This window comes from Candidatus Electrothrix sp. (genome assembly GCF_052785085.1).
The window spans coordinates 1-14,475 of the sequence record NZ_JALAAI010000101.1; the positions used below are offsets into that span (position 1 = coordinate 1).

Annotated in this window: 12 protein-coding genes, 2 tRNA genes and 1 pseudogene; 13 read left to right on the top strand and 2 right to left on the bottom strand. The window is 49.3% G+C overall.

All coding sequences use genetic code 11. The features are described 5' to 3' along the window. The first annotated feature begins 137 nt into the window (after positions 1–137). Positions 138–1,526: an efflux transporter outer membrane subunit gene (locus tag L2082_RS14445; RefSeq protein ID WP_446010365.1), complete on the top strand. Its 1,389-nt coding sequence runs from the start codon at positions 138–140 to the stop codon at positions 1,524–1,526. A 59-nt stretch (positions 1,527–1,585) separates the two neighbouring features. On the opposite strand, the gene L2082_RS14450 is transcribed toward L2082_RS14445, so the two are convergent. Together L2082_RS14450 and L2082_RS14455 are read right to left on the bottom strand one after the other, a co-directional pair. Beyond that, positions 1,586–1,663 (bottom strand) — tRNA-Glu (locus tag L2082_RS14450). 7 nt (positions 1,664–1,670) lie between these two features. Beyond that, positions 1,671–1,746: transfer RNA gene (locus L2082_RS14455), tRNA-Lys, on the bottom strand. 259 nt (positions 1,747–2,005) lie between these two features. On the opposite strand from L2082_RS14455, the gene rdgC reads away from it, so the two are divergent. The 12 genes and pseudogenes from rdgC to L2082_RS14515 all read left to right on the top strand — a co-directional run bounded on the left by rdgC (position 2,006) and on the right by L2082_RS14515 (position 14,358). Then, the gene (gene rdgC / locus L2082_RS14460; protein ID WP_446010364.1) at positions 2,006–2,611 is read left to right on the top strand and encodes a recombination-associated protein RdgC; all 606 of its coding nucleotides are present in this window, start codon (positions 2,006–2,008) and stop codon (positions 2,609–2,611) included. Between the two features lie 72 nt (positions 2,612–2,683). Then, complete coding sequence (locus L2082_RS14465; RefSeq protein WP_446010363.1) at positions 2,684–3,232, top strand: hypothetical protein; 549 nt, start codon at positions 2,684–2,686, stop codon at positions 3,230–3,232. Between the two features lie 220 nt (positions 3,233–3,452). Beyond that, positions 3,453–4,874 (top strand): Asp-tRNA(Asn)/Glu-tRNA(Gln) amidotransferase subunit GatB, encoded by a 1,422-nt coding sequence (gene gatB, locus L2082_RS14470; RefSeq protein WP_446010362.1) that lies wholly within the window; start codon positions 3,453–3,455, stop codon positions 4,872–4,874. Between the two features lie 5 nt (positions 4,875–4,879). Further along, positions 4,880–5,217, top strand: a pseudogene (locus L2082_RS14475) (element excision factor XisI family protein). A 16-nt stretch (positions 5,218–5,233) separates the two neighbouring features. Continuing rightward, positions 5,234–5,872 carry a sulfurtransferase-like selenium metabolism protein YedF gene (gene yedF, locus L2082_RS14480; RefSeq protein WP_446010361.1) on the top strand — a complete coding sequence of 213 codons (639 nt, stop codon included), beginning with the start codon at positions 5,234–5,236 and terminating at the stop codon, positions 5,870–5,872. Between the two features lie 207 nt (positions 5,873–6,079). Then, entirely contained in the window at positions 6,080–8,215 is a 2,136-nt protein-coding gene (locus tag L2082_RS14485) for a carboxy terminal-processing peptidase (RefSeq protein ID WP_446011894.1), read from the top strand. A gap of 223 nt (positions 8,216–8,438) precedes the next feature. Further along, positions 8,439–8,987: an RsbRD N-terminal domain-containing protein gene (locus L2082_RS14490; RefSeq protein ID WP_446010063.1), complete on the top strand. Its 549-nt coding sequence runs from the start codon at positions 8,439–8,441 to the stop codon at positions 8,985–8,987. Positions 8,988–9,076: 89 nt separating this feature from the next. Next, entirely contained in the window at positions 9,077–10,102 is a 1,026-nt protein-coding gene (gene dsrM, locus L2082_RS14495; protein ID WP_446010064.1) for a sulfate reduction electron transfer complex DsrMKJOP subunit DsrM, read from the top strand. A 30-nt stretch (positions 10,103–10,132) separates the two neighbouring features. Next, entirely contained in the window at positions 10,133–11,764 is a 1,632-nt protein-coding gene (gene dsrK, locus L2082_RS14500) for a sulfate reduction electron transfer complex DsrMKJOP subunit DsrK (RefSeq protein ID WP_446010065.1), read from the top strand. A gap of 29 nt (positions 11,765–11,793) precedes the next feature. Then, entirely contained in the window at positions 11,794–12,186 is a 393-nt protein-coding gene (locus tag L2082_RS14505) for a sulfate reduction electron transfer complex DsrMKJOP subunit DsrJ (protein WP_446010066.1), read from the top strand. Between the two features lie 199 nt (positions 12,187–12,385). Continuing rightward, a complete protein-coding gene (locus L2082_RS14510; protein WP_446010067.1) occupies positions 12,386–13,084 on the top strand; it encodes a flavodoxin family protein in 699 nt (232 codons plus the stop codon). 257 nt (positions 13,085–13,341) lie between these two features. Further along, complete coding sequence (locus L2082_RS14515; protein WP_446010068.1) at positions 13,342–14,358, top strand: PDDEXK nuclease domain-containing protein; 1,017 nt, start codon at positions 13,342–13,344, stop codon at positions 14,356–14,358. Positions 14,359–14,475 lie beyond the last annotated feature (117 nt).

Sequence of the window (14,475 nt, forward strand, 5' to 3'; positions counted from 1 at the left end):
AGGAAATAGACCAGGTCGCAGTGAACCGCGGGCTGTGAAGCGTCGTCCAAAGGCCTACCCTCGTTTGACAGTACCAAGAAGACAAACGGCGTAATCCTGTGGTCAACCACTTAAGGTCGTGCCATTAACCTCTGACCTTGCTTTTAGCGAGCAGCTGTAGCCTGGCTCCGCAGTACACCCGTCCCAAAGACCCTGTCCCGGCAGAGTGGCCTCAAGGAGATGCCTACAAGGAACTTCAGGAGGATGCGATTGAAACAGTTGCAGGGATTCTCTGGGAGGATTTTTTTATTGATGCCAAGTTGCGTAAGGTCATCAGCAAGGCCCTGAAGAATAATCGGGATTTGCGGGTGGCAGCCCTGAATGTGGAACGTGCCCAGGCCATGTACGGGGTGCATCGCACTGGTATTTATCCGTCTGTTGATGGCAGCGGCAGTATAAATAAGCAGCGTCTCTCTGCTGATCTGGTGGAATCGGGACAGCCTCGATCCACAGAAAAATATACCCTTAAGGCCGAGGTTCCCTCCTGGGAACTGGATTTTTTCGGCCGTATCCGCAACCTGACCGATCAGGCCCTGGAGGAATATCTGGCCACAGAAGAGGCTCGCCGTAGCGCAGAACTGGTCTTGATTGCCGCAGTTGCCAAGGCGTATCTGACCTTAGCCGCAGACCAGGAAAACCTCAAACTGGCCCAGGCAACCCTGGAAAGCCAGCAAGACTCGTATGATCTGATTGGTAAAAGCTACGAAAACGGGTTGGCTACGGAGATAGATCTGCGCCGGGCCCAGACCGAGGTGGAGGCAGCCAAGCGGGATGTGCCCCGTTTCACCCAGAAGGTGGCTCAGGATCGCAACGCCTTGAACTTGTTGGTCGGTGCGCCGGTGCCGAAAAAATTCCTGCCCAACGAATTGAGTTCTGTGGCAGCACTCAAGGAGATTGATCCTGGCCTGCCTTCGGCAGTGCTGCTCAACCGGCCCGATATTGTGGCGGCAGAGCATAAACTCAAGGGTGCCTATGCCTATATCGGCGCGGCCCGGGCCTCGGTCTTTCCCCGTATTTCCCTGACCGCTTCAGCAGGCACGGCCAGCGATGAACTGTCTGGATTGTTCGGTTCCGGTACTAATATCTGGAGTTTTATGCCGCAGATTGATGTGCCTGTCTTTGACAGTCGGGTATGGTCTGCTTTGAAGACCAGTAAGATTGATCAGGAAATCTTGTTGACCAAGTATGAAAAGACCGTGCAGACTGCTTTCAGGGAGGTGGCAGATGCCTTGGCTGTGCAAGGCACCATCGGTGATCAGCTGGCGGCCCAGGAAGCCTTGGTGGAATCAGCCCAAGCTACCTATGAGCTTTCTGATAAACGCTATACCATGGGCCTGGACAGCTACCTCAGCGTGCTGGATGCCCACCGCTCCCTCTATGGACAGCAACAGGCTTTGATCTCGCTCCACTTGGCCCGGCTCGCCAATCAGGTCACCTTGTATGGAGTTTTGGGTGGAGGACGGAAGAAGGAGGAAAAGAAGAAATAAGGACGGCTGTGTAAACAAAAAAAGGTCTTAACGGAAATCCGCTAAGACCTTGATATATCTGGCGTCCCCAACCGGATTTGAACCGGTGTTGCCGGCGTGAAAGGCCGGTGTCCTGGACCAGACTAGACGATGGGGACATATATGTGGTGGGTCGTGCGCGGCTCGAACGCGCGACTCTCTGCTTAAAAGGCAGATACTCTACCAGCTGAGTTAACGACCCTTGGTTGCTGAGAGCGAGGTCTTTTTACCACGAATCCTCGCTCCGTGTCAATTAAAAAAATATACTCTTCTCGTTTTTTAAAACGAGGTGCTTCCGGCCTCTATAGTGCTTGTTGCTTCTTGCTATTTTTGTTATAAGATTTTGGTGTGGTTTGCAAGCGTATGAGCCTTTCCCTGTTCAGATAAAAGGGAGAGGATGTAGATAAACAATCAGTCCAGCCCAGGCAGGGCTTTTTTACAGGATTTTACCAGGACAATTTATGGGATTATTATCAGGAAGTGCCTCGTTCAGCCGTTTTATGGTGGAAGGAGAGGTGCCAGAGGATTTTTGGGATTTTGTTGCCCGTCAGGTGGCAGAGCACTCTTTTCAGGATATTGATGAGACCATTGATGAGTATTCCGTTGGCTGGGTCTCAGTGGCAGATATGTTTGATAGCGAGTTTGCTTTTAGCTCTTATGCAGCTGGTGATTATGTGGTGCTGTCTCTGCGTATTGATGAACGTAAGGTCTCGCCAGCAGTGCTGAAAAAGTTTACAGCCAAGGAAGAGGCTCGTATCAGGCAGGAACAAGGAGTGCGGCGTTTGAGCCGGAATGTGCGGCTGGAGATCAAGGAGCGAATTCGGGCAGAGATGGTGCACAAGTCCCCGCCTATCCCTGCGGTGTATGATCTTTGCTGGAATCTTTCCGCCAATACACTGCTTTTTTTCTCCAACAGTCGTAAGGCCATTGCTCTCCTGGAAGATCTGTTTAAGGAGACCTTTGATCTTTCCCTGATTATGCAGATTCCCTGGAACACTGCGCTTCAGCTCACGGATCAGGGCACAGCAGACAAGCTTGCTGATCTGCAACCAGCATTACTCATTTAATCGAACGAAAAAACGGGAGCGAGAAGGGAGAGCGTTGTATCTGGCCTGCCCTTGTATCCCTTTGAGGATTTTATGGATTTAGTCGATCTTATAGAAGAAAAACGTTTTATCGGCCAGGAGTTTCTGGCCTGGCTTTGGTTTAAAAGCGAAGAACGAGGGGGCAGTATTGAGCTTCCTGAGCGGGGCGATATTCTGGTTGCTTTTGAAAAGCATATGTTGCTGGAATACGGAGAGGGGCCGGAAAGTGAAAAATTGATTTGCCGAGGCCTGCAAACCGAGCTGCGGGAGGCCCGGGCTGGTTTGGCCTTGGGCAAAAAGCCAGAACAGGCCAGGATTAAAATCAGCAGTGGTGATTATGAATTCAGTATCACCCTGACAGCAGCCACCATGGAGTTTCGTAGTGTCCGTTTGCCCAAGACTGCTGGAACAGAAGATGGTGATGACCCGGAGGGGTTTGAAGGCCAGGCCTTGGAGCGGATTTCCCTGTTTGAAGAGGGGATAGATTTGGTCAATGAACTGTTTCGCCTCTTTATCAATATCAGAACATCAGGTGAATGGTCAGATGAATTGGTGAAGATTCGGTCCTGGGTCCATACCAGTGCGGACCAGCTTGCTTTGTAAGCAACAAGGAACAGGCCGGTATGGAAGAGCATATTTGAGAACGATGACCTTCGCGGCAATACCAAGGGAGCATGGGAGATTGCCCCAGCCTGCGAAGGACAGCTGCAGCGGCGGGATAATGCAATTTTTCTCTGCTGATGGAACTATTGAGCGTTCCGGCCTTGTCCCGCAGTTTCCAACACATCTTGAGCTGTAAAACTATTTAAAACTGAATGACATTATGGAATTTGAAACCGTGATCGGGCTGGAAATCCATGCCCAGATGAAAACAAAGAGTAAAATATTCTGCGGCTGTTCCACCGAATTTGGTGCGCCGCCAAATACCCATACCTGTCCGGTTTGTCTAGGCATGCCTGGTTCTTTACCTGTGTTGAATAAGCAGGTGGTGGAAAACGGGATTAAGCTGGCCCTTGCCACAGATTCTGCCATTAATCGGGAAAATCGTTTTGCCCGGAAAAATTATTTTTATCCTGATTTGCCCAAAGGGTATCAGATTTCCCAGTTTGAACTCCCTATTGCCGAGCATGGTCAATTGGAGATAGAGATTGATGGTCAGAAAAAGACCATTGGCATCACCCGAGCCCATATGGAAGAAGATGCAGGCAAGCTGATTCATGATGAGCTGGAGCCGAAAAGTTATGTGGATTTAAATCGGACCGGCACACCCCTGTTAGAGATTGTCAGTGAGCCGGATCTGCGCTCCCCGGAAGAGGCTGTGGCCTATCTGAAAAAGCTGCACGGCATTGTCCGGTATCTGGATATCTGCGACGGCAATATGCAGGAAGGGAGTTTTCGTTGCGATGCCAATATCTCTCTGCGGCCCAAAGGGCAGGAAGAGCTGGGCACCCGCACCGAACTGAAAAATATGAACTCGTTCCGTAATGTCCAGCTGGCCCTGGAATATGAGGAGCGAAGACAGCGTGATGTTTTGTTGGATGGTGGCGAAGTTATTCAATCCACCTTGCTGTGGAATCCTGATACCAATCGAACCGAGTCCATGCGAGGTAAGGAAGAGGCCCATGATTACCGCTATTTCCCAGACCCAGATCTGGTGCCGGTTCATATTGATGAGGACTGGATTGAGCGGGTACGGGGCGACTTGCCGGAGCTGGCCGGGGAACGGAAGCAACGCTTCATGGATGATATGGGCCTGCCCGAAGATGTGGCCGCTACCCTGACTTCATCCCGTGATCTGGCGGATTTCTTTGAGCAGGTTTGTGTGGACTATGATAACCCGAAAAAGGTGAGTAATTTTATCAGCACCGAGTTGCTGCGGGAATACAGTCCTGAGCAGATCAATGATTGTCCGGTGACGGCGACCCAGCTGGCTGCCCTGCTTCAGATGGTGGAGAAAAATACCATTTCCGGCAAGATTGCCAAGACCGTGTTTGCCGATATGCTGCAATCCGGTGATGATCCTGAAAAGATCGTCAAAGACAAAGGGCTGGTCCAGATGAGCGATGAGGGCGAGTTGGTCGCCATTGTCCGGGAGATTATTGCAGCTAATCCTGATCAGGCCCAGCAGTTCCGCGACGGCAAGACCAAGGTCATGGGCTTTTTTGTTGGTCAGCTGATGCAAAAGACCAAGGGCAAGGCCAATCCCCAGCTAGCGAATAAGCTGTTTGCTCAGGAATTGAAGTAGAGAAAATGGATACCTTGAACAGTTGGCGCGAGATTATTGAGAAAGTATTAAGGAGTTATGTAGCTATCTCTTATGCCAACGGAGAAATAGAGAATGAACTGATCTTTGACCGTACCAGTGATCATTATTTGGTCATGTCCTTAGGGTGGCAGCATGTCCGGCGTATTCACGGCTGCCTTATTCTCATATTGATATTATCGACGGCATGGTCTGGGTACAAAGAGACGGAACTGAGGACGGGATAGCAATCGAGCTAGAGGAGGCAGGTATTCCGAAAAATCGTATTGTGTTGGGATTTCATGAACCAGATGTCCGCCAGCACACAGGATATGCTGTTGCGTAAAAAAAGAACTGTTGCTATGAATTTAATGTTTTGGAAAAAGAAAACCCATAAACTGGATTGCTGCGGACTGAGCTGTCCTCAGCCGGTTATTCAAACAAAAGATGCCTTGGAGGCAGGCAATCGTCTCCTTGAGGTGCTGGTTGATAATGAAGCGGCCAAGGATAATGTCATCCGTTTTGCTCAGGATCGCAATTGTGCGGTCACTGTATCCGGGCCGGAACATGACTGCTGGACCTTGAGGGTAAAGGCGGGTCGGGTCTGTCGCCGTAAGCAGGCTGGGGTGGAAAATTACAGCTGTGCGGCTTCTTTCCCTGCTGGCGGACTGGTGTACGTTATTTCCTCCGTCTCAATGGGGCAGGGGAGTGCTGATTTGGGCTGGGCTTTGCTCCAGACCTATGTGCAGACAATTCATAAAATTAAGCCACTGCCCGATAAAATCTTGTTGTATAATGAAGGGGTGCGATTGGTGGCAGAAGATTCTGGAGCCTTAAGGGCCTTGGCAGATTTACAGGAACAGGGAGTAGAGATTCTCGCCTGCGGAACCTGCCTGAATTACTATGAGCTGACATCAGCCCTCAAGGTCGGAAAACTTACTGATATGTACGCGATTATGAGTACAATAAACCAGGCTGTAAAGGTGGTCAGTCCTTCTTGATGACACGCCCCTGCCAGCTTGTTTTGTTCAGCTGGTTGGCAAAAAGAAAACGGTGTGGTATTCTACAGTACAGTATTTTTCGCTTTATGTCCGATTCTGTCCTGAAAGGGCAGTTTTTTTTTCTTGTTTTTTCGACAGACCTGTTCAGTAACCAGTAATAATTTTATTTTCTGATATTTCTGTCTGTATTTTTATTGGGAGTCGGTTATGCGTATCCATCGTTTCATTTCCAGTCTGGTTCTTGTTGTCATGCTGGCAGGCTCAGCAGCGTACGGCAAGGTGATGCCGGTTGAGTTCGACCGTGGTCGAAATCGCCTTATTGCAGCAATGCTGAGAAGCCAGCTTTCTGCCCAGCATTTTGGTCATAGATCCTTTGATGAGCAGATGTCTAAGAAAGCCTATAAATTGTATCTGAATCAACTGGATCCAAAAAAACAGTTTCTGCTTGCCTCTGATGTTGCCCAACTGGAGACATTTGCTGACAAGATTGACGATGAGATCAGTAACGGAAATATTGCCCTGCCTGATGTGGGGATGGAATTGCTCAATAAGCGGGTGAAAAAAGTGGAAGCCCTGATTAAAGAAGTCATGGCAGCAGGTTTTTCTCCTGATAAAAAGGATTATATCCAGACTGATTCGGATAAGTTGGCTCCAGCTGTTGACCGTGCAGAGCTGAGAGACCGTTGGCGGCGTTCCTTAAAAATGGAAGTCCTGGACAGCTATCTTGATGCGGTGGACAAGGAAAATAAAAAACAGAAAAAGGAAGGGAAAAAGTCTGCTGATATTGATTATAAGCAGGAGGTTGATAAGGAGCTTTGGGCTGAGGCACTGCAAAAGGTACAGAAAAAAACCGATGCCTATCTGGAACGACTGCTTAAGGTCACCCGCCAGGAACATTATAATCGCTATTTTGATGCGGTTGCCCGCTCTTTTGACCCGCATACCAATTATATGGCACCTACCTCAAAAGAGGATTTTGATATCCACATGAGTGGCTCTCTGGAAGGTATCGGAGCCCTGCTCCGGGAGGATGACGGTCATATTAAGGTGGTTCGTATCATACCTGGCAGTGCAGCTGAGGCCCAGGGACAGCTCCAGGCCGAAGATGTGATTATGTCGGTTTCTGAAAAGGATGAGGCACCTGTAGACATATCTTCAATGAGTATCCGGGAAGCAGTTTCCTATATACGTGGACCCAAGGGCACTGAAGTTCGTCTGACTGTAACCAGGGCTGATGGAACTCGTCTGGTTATCCCCATTGTCCGGGATGTGGTCAGGCTGGAAGAGACCTATGTTAAGTCCACAGTAATTGAGAGCGATAAAGGAGACAAGATTGGTTATATCAAGATCCCCAGCTTTTATAGAGACTTTTCCGCCGGAAGACTGGGCAAGGATGGGCGTAATGTTACGGATGACACCCGTGCCGAGCTGAATAAACTCAAAAAAGAAGGCATTCACGGGCTCATCCTGGATTTGCGTAATAACGGTGGTGGCTCTCTGAGCGATGCAGTCAATGTCTCCGGGCTGTTCTTACCTGGTGGCCCTATGGTTCAGGTGAAAAATTCACAGGGAATGATCCGGGTACTTGAGGATAAAGATCAGGGCGTTGTTTATGACGGCCCATTGATCGTTTTGATTAATCAGTTTGCTGCCTCTGCTTCCGAGATTTTTGCCGCTGCCATGCAGGATTATGGCAGGGCCCTGGTTGTTGGTGGAGCCCATACTCACGGCAAGGGCACTGTGCAGGCCCTGCTGGATATGAATCGTAATCTTCCTTTGCTTCATTTGAAGAAATATGATGACCTTGGTGCGTTAAAGGTCACTATTCAGAAATTTTATCGCGTTAACGGCAGCTCAACCCAGTACAAAGGTGTTGTGCCGGATGTGGTTCTGCCCAGCATGCTGGACTATCTGGAAACCGGTGAGCAATACATGGATAATTCTCTTCCCTGGGATCGGGTTGATGCTGTTTCTCACCCTATTTGGTCAGGTTCTCGTTTTGATCTTGCCCAGGCCCGGGAGCAGAGCCGCAACTATGTGGCAAAGAATAAGCGATTTCAGAAAATCAAAGAAGAGAGCCTCAAGGCCAAGAAACGCAAAGAAGAGACTGAAGTGCCTGTTTTTTTAGCCGGAGTTATCAAAGAGCGCAAAGAACTTGAACAGGCCAGAAAAGAGGCCAGAGAGGCCGGGGTTCTTGCTGATGAGGAAGATGAAGAGGGTGCTGATAAGGAAGATGAAAAGACCCTGGATGAAAAACTTGCCCATGATCTCTATGTGAACTTGGCTGTTTTTTTGATGAATAATTCCAAACCTGTTGAACTGGCTGCTGAGACCAAAAAATAACTTTTTCTTCTCAGTCTCTTGGCGCGAAGGGATTTCTCGTAAGGCTTCAGGGTTGACACTCTGGAGCCTTTCTTTTTTGTCCTGTCATTACATTAATGGAATCCTCCTTTTCCAGAATCAAGAAAAATTTTTCTTGAAATCAATCAACAATCATGATAGAGCAATTTGCACTGAACAGATGTCCACTGTCAAATGATCACGGGAAGCGTACTGAGAGAAATATATGACACTGCTTGAACTTCTTAAAAATAAAGAGAAAAAGATAATCGACGTCTGGGTGGAGAGGGCTTTGGATTCGTACATCTCATCGAACTTTTTCAAGCAGACCGAGGATCAATTCGCCAATCCGGTTGGGGTAAATATTCGCACAGGGTTGACCAGGATTTTCCAGTTAATTCTTTCTGAGGCTGAACAACAGGATTTTGCTGAACCACTTGATCAGGTCGTTCGGATTCGGGCTGTGCAAGAGTTTACTCCGAGCCAGGCAGTTGCGCCAATACTTGAGCTGAAATGGGTGGTAAAGCAAGTTCTTTCCGGCGAAGAAAAGGGACGTGCTTTGTTGCCAGAGCTTGTTCCCTTTGACCGTGAAGTCGACAGAGTAGGTTTGATGGCCTTTGACATGTATATGAACTGCCGGGATCGACTCTATCAGGCCCGAATCCGTGAATTGAAAAGCGGCAGTTATATTTTAACAGACTCTTCCTGCGCCTCAGCAGCTGTCCGTGAAAACTTGCAGGACATAGCCTCGTTGGCAGGAAACTCAGGAAGCTGAGGAGGATACAACACAGTGGTGAAGTATCGACGTTTCGATGCTTAAAGATATAGTTTTTTATTTTTTAACCTGAAGAGAAGGAGCGATCAATGAAGTACCTCTTCCCCTTGGTTGCCGTCATTGTCCTGGCGCGAATTGCATGGGTAGGGTCCACGATTCCCGGCATGCAATATGTGTTTGGCGTTGACGTGCCCTATGCTGCCCTGATTTTATTTATCGGTGGCTTCTGCTGGCGGGTCGTTTACTGGGCCAAATCGCCGGTCCCGTTTAAAATCCCAACAACCTGCGGGCAAGGCTATTCCCTGCCCTGGATAAAGCGGAATAAACTGGAAGCCCCGGTGAATACAACTGAGGTTGCTGGCCGGCTGTTCATGGAGATTGTTTTTTTCCGTTCCTTATGGCGGAATACCAAGGCAAGCATGCAACCCGGTCCTGTCCTGACCTACAAGTCAACCCGCTGGCTCTGGCTGTTTGGTATCCTCTTTCACTACAGCATGCTGATTATCCTGTTGCGTCATCTGCGCCTCTTTGTAGAGCCAGTACCCTTTCTGATCAGCGCACTGGATGCGCTGGACGGATTTACACTCAATCCCACCCCAGAGCTTTCGCTCTATGTTACAGACGGACTCATTCTCCTCGGTCTGGTGGCTCTTCTCCTTCGGCGTTTTCTCCTCCGCCCAGTACGCTACATTTCTTTAGCCAATGATTACTTCCCGCTTTTCCTCTTGCTCGGCATTGTGATCACTGGTATCTCCATGCGTTACTTCCTGCGCAGCGGTGTGGATATCATCGCTATCAAACGTCTGCTTGTGGGGCTGGCTACCTTTCAGCCGGAAATCACCGCTGATATTGCTCCGATCTTCTACACCCATCTGTTTCTGGTTTCCTGTCTGTTAGCTTACTTTCCCTTTTCTAAGTTGGTGCATATGGGCGGGGTATTCATGAGTCCGACCCGGGATATGGCGAATGACAGCAGAATGAAACGCCATATTAATCCTTGGAACCCTGACATCAAACCGCATTCCTATGCCTCCTACGAGGATGAATTCCGCAAGGATATGGTTGAACAGGGAATCCCGGTTGAAAAGGAACTGCCTGAAAAGGCTGAAGACTGACGACTAACTCTAATATATAAGGATTGAACAATGGCAGTTATAACAAAAGATGAGTTGTCAAAGAATGTGGCTGAAGAGCCTTCTATGATGACCGGCTCCACTCCGCCCAAGGAATGGATGGATACACCGGTACAATTCAAGCCAGGAAACTATGCCTATCCCACCAAGGTGGAAAAACTGGAGTACCTGGACAGCCAACAGGGTGTCAGCTTTCCCAATGCCCGGGTCTGGAATCCTGAAGACGAAGACTGGAAGCTTCCGGCAAACTGGAAAGAGATTATTATTAACGGATTGGCTGATCGCCTGGATCGCTTCCGTTCCCTGAAGATCTTCATGGATTGCTGTGTCCGCTGCGGAGCCTGTGCAGATAAATGTCATTTTTTCCTGGGTACGGGTGATCCCAAGAACATGCCGGTTCTACGGGCCGAGCTGTTGCGTTCCGTGTATCGAGGGGAATTCACCTTAGCAGGTAAGATTCTCGGCAAGATGGCAGGCGGGCGTAAGATGACTGCCGGGGTGCTGAAAGAGTGGTTCATGTACGCCTACCAGTGTACAGAATGCCGCCGCTGCTCGGTATTCTGTCCCTATGGGATCGACACCGCCGAGATCACCATGATGTTGCGTGAGCTGCTGCATCTTGTTGGGTGCGGTATCAACTGGGCTATGGAGCCGGTGTCTAACTCCAACCGGACCGGTAACCACATGGGATTGACGCCCCAGGCCTTTAAGGGCAATGTGGACTTTCTCTGCGAAGATGTGGAAAGTCTCACCGGCGTTAAGGTGAACCCGACATTTAATCGTAAGGGTGCTGAGGTTCTCTTTATCACTCCGTCTGCGGATGTCTTTGCCGAGCCTGGTCTCTTCACCTGTATGGGCTATTTGCTCCTGTTCGAGGCCATTGGCCTGGATTATACCTGGTCCACCTATGCCTCTGAGGGCGGTAACTTTGGTCTCTTTACCTCCAACGAGATGATGAAGAAACTGAACGGCAAGATGTATGCTGAAGCTGAGCGTCTGGGCGTGAAGTGGATTCTCGGTGGTGAGTGCGGCCATATGTGGCGTGTTATCAACCAGTATATGGATACCATGAATGGGCCTGCTGATTTCCTTGAAGTGCCGAAATCGCCCGTCACAGGTACGGTTTTTGATAATGCAGCCTCTACCAAGATGGTGCATATCAGCGAGTTCACGGCTGACCTGATTAAGAACGGCAAGATTAAACTGGATAAGAGCCGGAATGCCCATGTCAAGGCGACTTTTCATGATTCCTGCAATACCTCCAGGGCGATGGGCATGCTGGAAGAGCCGCGTTATATTCTGGATAATGTGCTTGAAGAATGGCATGAGATGCCTGAAAATACCATCCGCGAAAAAACCTTTTGTTGCGGTTCCGGGACTGCGTTGAACACGGATGAAATCATGGAACTGCGGATGCGTTCTGGTCTGCCTCGTGCTAATGCGGTCAAACATGTCTATGATCAACATGCCATTAATACCCTGGCCTGTGTTTGCGCCATTGACCGGGCTACCCTGACGACCCTGATGAACTACTGGGTTCCTGAAGTGGAAGTAGCCGGTGTGAGCGAATTAGTCGGTAATGCCTTGGTGATTGAGGGCGAAAATCGACAGGAACTTACTGAGGGTCTGCGGACTCTGGTGTAAACAGCCCGACATGAGAGCGGAGGAAAAATATGTATGATAAAGGACAAACCATAACGTTCCTGGTGATCTTTGTTTTACTGGTCACCTTTCCCATATGGTATAATCACGGTGATAGTGGTGCAGTACCGACCAGAGACCCTAATCTGCCCCAGGATCGTGCTCAGGCTCAGGAGATGGTGAAATATGCCACCTTGCCCAATGACTTGAAGCATCCTCCGGCAGAGGAGATGCGCACTATCCATATGATGATGCTGAAAACCATTCATGCCAATGCCGATGCAAAGCTGGCTGAACAAAATGGCAAGAAAATGCCAACAATGACCTGCTTTGGCTGTCATAGCAAGAAAGAGCAGTTCTGTGATAGCTGTCACGCCTATGCAGCAGTGAAGACACCAGACTGTTGGTCCTGTCATCAGCAGTAGTAAAAAGGGTGCTGGTGTAGGGGTACGGCGCGCCGTGCCCCTACCATATCCGACTGTATATCAAGCCTCCTGGTCAGAAATGATCAGGAGGCTTTTTTTATTTTCGATTCTATGGTAGAGTAACTCTCTTACTTTTGCTTATCAAAAAAAGTGATGCAACTGATTTGTCCTTATTATCCTTTACCTGCAAAAGTATCCCATGTCCGGCACTACGGCACCTTCCAAGCGTATTCTTATTCTTCAGTATTCTTTTAGTGCGCAGACAAGAAACCTTGTCCGCTCAATGGTGGAGGGCCTGGAAGAGTATCCAGTTGCTCTCTTCCGGGAGCGTCTGACTCCGGTGGAAGAGCAGCATTTTCCCATTGGCACTGTTCCAAAGACCCTGAAAAAGATGATCGTGACCCTGTTTCGGCAGCGGGTTCCGATTCAACCCTTGTCGCCGCAATGCTTTGAGGAGTATGATCTGATCATTCTGGCCGGACCAACCTGGTCCTATAATCCCAGCGGGCCAGTGCTTTCTTTGCTGGATCGGGATGGGGAACAGCTCTTCCACAATCAGGTGGCGATTCCGGTGATCTCCTGTCGTGGTTTCTGGCGGATGCATTGGTGGGGAATCCGGTCCTTGCTCAAGGGGCTTGGGGCCACGGTGCCCAATGGGATCATTTTTAGTCATCCCAACAAGGAGCCTTGGTGTACCATTGGGGTCTTCTTAAAACTGGCCGGTAAGGTGCCGGAGAAGATGTCCTGGATGCGGCCCCATTATAAGAAGTACGGGCATACCACGATTCAGTTGGCTGAGGCCCGCAGGTTCGGAGAAATGATCGGGCGGGCGATCACGCAGGGGGAGAGTTTTGAGGCGTTGGATTTCAGGACGAAATTGGCGATTTATGAGGGGTAGGGGAATTGCTCGAATTCCTCGAATTTTTCTGGTTCCCAAGCTCCAGCTTGGGAACCCTTATTGCTGAAGCTCTGCTTCTTGTATGAAGCGGAGCTTCACGATGTCTGTACCCAAGCAAAGCTTAGGCACCAGCCTAAACTGATGAGCCGGGCTGATGACAAAGCCAACAGGTCAAGACAGTGAAGAAGAATAATACCAAAGAGATAAAAAAGGCTGGCCGACCCGATGCATCTTTTCCCACGTCTGTGGGGAAAAATATGCTCCCGAATGATTATGCTGCCGTACTGAAAGAACTCAAGGAGCGAATTCAGTCTGAACGCCTGCGCTTCACCTTGGCGGCCAATTCAGCTCTGGTGCTTCTGTACTGGGATATAGGAAGAATCATTGTAGAGCGACAGCAGCAGCAAGGCTGGGGTGCCAAAATCATTGATCGTATTTCCTTTGACCTCAAGCACAGCTTTCCGGAAATGAGCGGATTCTCGCCGCGTAACCTCAAGTACATGCGGAAATTTGCCGAAGCTTGGCCAGATCAAACAATTGTGCAAGAGGTGCTTGCACAAATTCCTTGGTATCATAACTTAGCTCTGCTTGAAAAGCTGGATGATGTGGAAACACGCCTGTGGTATGCCCAGAAAACCGTGGAAAACGGGTGGAGCCGAAACATTCTGGTCATGCAGATCGAAAGCCGTTTGCATGAGCGTCAAGGGCAGACTGTAAACAACTTTGCTGCCACCCTTCCGCCGCCTGATTCCGACATGGCGACCCAAATCTTTAAAGACCCTTATCTGTTTGATTTTCTCGGCACCGCCAACCTCAGAAAAGAACGCGAAGTCGAGCAGGCATTGATGGATCATGTGCAGGAGTTTCTCCTGGAAATGGGGACCGGGTTCGCCTTTGTCGGGCGTCAGATGCTGCTGGAAGTGGGAGATCAGGATTTTCGTCTTGATCTGCTTTTTTACCACCTTAAGCTGCGCTGTTTTGTTGTGGTGGAATTAAAGGCTGTACCTTTTGACCCCGGCTTTACCGGCCAACTGAATCTCTACCTGTCCGCAGTTGATGATTTGATGCGGCATCCAGATGATAAGCCGACGATAGGGTTGCTGCTGTGCAAGAGTAAAAACGAACTGGTGGTAGAATATGCTCTGCGCAGCCTCAACAAACCTATGGGTGTGGCGCAATGGGAAACGCAGCTTACTGAAACCCTGCCTGATAATTTGAAAGACAGTCTGCCGAGTATTGAGGAAATTGAGGCGGAATTAAAAGGTGAAGTGTAGAATAAAGAATCCACCCCCAGAGGGGGTGGTATTGGTTAAGCCCAGAGGGCATTTGTCTACTTGGCTCCCGTTTCCAAAACACCCTCGCTGATAAAATCAGCATCAGGAAACTTAACG

Coding starts and splice junctions, on each gene's coding strand:
- yedF (WP_446010361.1), top strand. CDS start 5,234: ATGAATTTAATGTTTTGGAAAAAGAAAACCCATAAACTGGATTGCTGC.
- L2082_RS14490 (WP_446010063.1), top strand. CDS start 8,439: ATGACACTGCTTGAACTTCTTAAAAATAAAGAGAAAAAGATAATCGAC.
- dsrM (WP_446010064.1), top strand. CDS start 9,077: ATGAAGTACCTCTTCCCCTTGGTTGCCGTCATTGTCCTGGCGCGAATT.
- L2082_RS14505 (WP_446010066.1), top strand. CDS start 11,794: ATGTATGATAAAGGACAAACCATAACGTTCCTGGTGATCTTTGTTTTA.
- L2082_RS14485 (WP_446011894.1), top strand. CDS start 6,080: ATGCGTATCCATCGTTTCATTTCCAGTCTGGTTCTTGTTGTCATGCTG.
- L2082_RS14465 (WP_446010363.1), top strand. CDS start 2,684: ATGGATTTAGTCGATCTTATAGAAGAAAAACGTTTTATCGGCCAGGAG.
- L2082_RS14510 (WP_446010067.1), top strand. CDS start 12,386: ATGTCCGGCACTACGGCACCTTCCAAGCGTATTCTTATTCTTCAGTAT.
- dsrK (WP_446010065.1), top strand. CDS start 10,133: ATGGCAGTTATAACAAAAGATGAGTTGTCAAAGAATGTGGCTGAAGAG.
- rdgC (WP_446010364.1), top strand. CDS start 2,006: ATGGGATTATTATCAGGAAGTGCCTCGTTCAGCCGTTTTATGGTGGAA.
- gatB (WP_446010362.1), top strand. CDS start 3,453: ATGGAATTTGAAACCGTGATCGGGCTGGAAATCCATGCCCAGATGAAA.
- L2082_RS14515 (WP_446010068.1), top strand. CDS start 13,342: ATGCTCCCGAATGATTATGCTGCCGTACTGAAAGAACTCAAGGAGCGA.